Origin of the sequence: Pseudomonas edaphica (genome assembly GCF_005863185.1) — a bacterium.
In the GTDB taxonomy this organism is placed as follows: Bacteria; Pseudomonadota; Gammaproteobacteria; order Pseudomonadales; family Pseudomonadaceae; genus Aquipseudomonas; species Aquipseudomonas edaphica.
Genome location: NZ_VBVZ01000875.1, coordinates 1 through 1,879, shown reverse-complemented (window position 1 = coordinate 1,879; position 1,879 = coordinate 1). Strand labels below are relative to the sequence as shown.

The 1,879-nt window shown below is 59.8% G+C and carries 2 protein-coding genes; both read left to right on the top strand.

Going from position 1 to position 1,879, the window contains the following annotated elements; all coding sequences use genetic code 11:
* Positions 1 to 308 precede the first annotated feature (308 nt).
* Positions 309 to 1,181, top strand: coding sequence for a Tim44 domain-containing protein (locus tag FEM54_RS31620; protein WP_056860905.1), 873 nt, complete (start codon positions 309 to 311; stop codon positions 1,179 to 1,181).
* Between the two features lie 135 nt (positions 1,182 to 1,316).
* Entirely contained in the window at positions 1,317 to 1,754 is a 438-nt protein-coding gene (locus tag FEM54_RS31615; RefSeq protein WP_138454173.1) for an SMI1/KNR4 family protein, read from the top strand.
* Positions 1,755 to 1,879: the final 125 nt, after the last annotated feature.

Below are 1,879 nucleotides of genomic sequence, written 5' to 3'. Positions count from 1 at the left end.
GGGCTGCGAAGCAGCCCCTGACTGGCAAACGCAGCCTGATAGATTGGCACGGCGCAAAATGGGAGCGCTTCGCGCTCCAGCGGGAGCAAGCTCCCTCGCCACATAAGCCAATATGATGAAACTTCGCGTTACATGAAGGTTGATGGCCCGCCCTTGTTTTTACCAAGCGCGGGCCAATATCTGAGATAAGTCCTACGGGCCATTCTGAATCGGTCTTACGCAAAAGCCCGAAACATTATGTCGCTAGCCACTGTCACGACACCTGTGCAACATGGCGCGCGTGCAATCCACAAATGGGAATTCCCTTTATGAAACGTTTTCTTAGCATCGCCATGGCGTTGTGCATCGGCCTGACGATGAGCCTCGACGCCAACGCCAAGCGCTTCGGTGGCGGCAAAAGCATGGGCTCGGCTCCGACTCACCAGACCAGCCAAATGGCTCCTTCCGCCGGTGGCATGGGCGGCGCAGCTGCGACCGCTGGTGCAGCCGGTGCCGCTGGCGCTGCTGCCAAGGCCGGCGGTGCTTCGCGCTGGTTAGGCCCTCTGGCCGGTATCGCCGCCGGTGGCCTGCTCGCTTCCATGTTCATGGGCGGCGGCTTCCAGGGCATGCAGATCTTCGACATCCTGATCCTGGCGGTCATCGCGTTTGTGATCTTCCGCTTTATCGCCGCCCGTCGACGCAAGCAGCAGGAGCACCTGGCGCCAGCCGGCGCGCCGATGCAGCGTGAAGTGTTCGAGCAAAAACCAGCCATGGGTTCGATCTTCGGTGGTTCGGCTGCGCCTGCCGCCGCCCGCCCGGTGATCAATGCACCGGCCTGGTTCAACGAAGAACGTTTCGTCGAAGCGGCCCGCAGCCACTTCCAGTCCCTGCAGCAGCACTGGGACGCCAACGAAATGGACAAGATCGCCGAGTTCGTGACCCCGCAACTGCTGGAGTTCCTCAAGCGCGAACGCGCCGAAATCGGTGATGCGTTCCAGTCGACTTACATCGACGACCTGCGCGTGCAGCTGGACGGTGTGGATGATCGCGCCGACAAGACCATCGCCACCCTGACCTTCAGCGGTGTGTCGAAGACCTCGCGTTTCGACCAGGGTGAAGTGTTCAGCGAAAGCTGGAACATGGAACGCCCGCAAGGCGAGAACCAGCCTTGGCTGGTCGCAGGTATCCGCCAGAACGGCTGATAACCCTACGCTTGAGCACTTGGTAATAAAAACCCCGGACATGTTCCGGGGTTTTCTATTTCGCGGTTGCACTTATAGCGAGCTACTGTATAAAACGCCCTATTAACCGCGCCAACTAGCAAGAGGATCCCGGCCGTGGAAGAAATCATCGAACAATTGCGTGAAGCCAACGAACCGGTCCCGGTTCCTCTGGAGCTGCCTGACGAAGACCAGATTGTGGAAATCGAAGAACAACTGTTCATCGACATCCCGTTTGTATTCCGTGAATTCCTGCTGACCGTCAGCGACGTGGTGTACGGCAGCCTGGAACCGGTGACCGTCACCGACCCGCAGTCCCACACCTACCTGCCGGACGTTGCCGCCAACGCCTGGGACGCCGGTGTTGACCGCAGCATGATCCCGATCTGCCAGGACGGCGATGACTACTACTGCGTCGAAGAGGACGGCACCGTGGTGCTGTGGTCCGGCGAAGAAGAACTTGTCACCGAAGAAACCTGGGAATCGGTTTGGCACTGGGCGCGGGACGTCTGGCTGGAGACGCTGGATAACCACAAAGATACATCAGAGCACTGATGTCATTGTGGCGAGGGAGCTTGCTCCCGCTGGGGTGCGCAGCAGCCCTAAAACAGTCACCTCGCCACACCTGGAAAAACGCGTTGCCCTGGTTGGGGCTGCTTCGCAGCCCAGCGGGAGCAAGC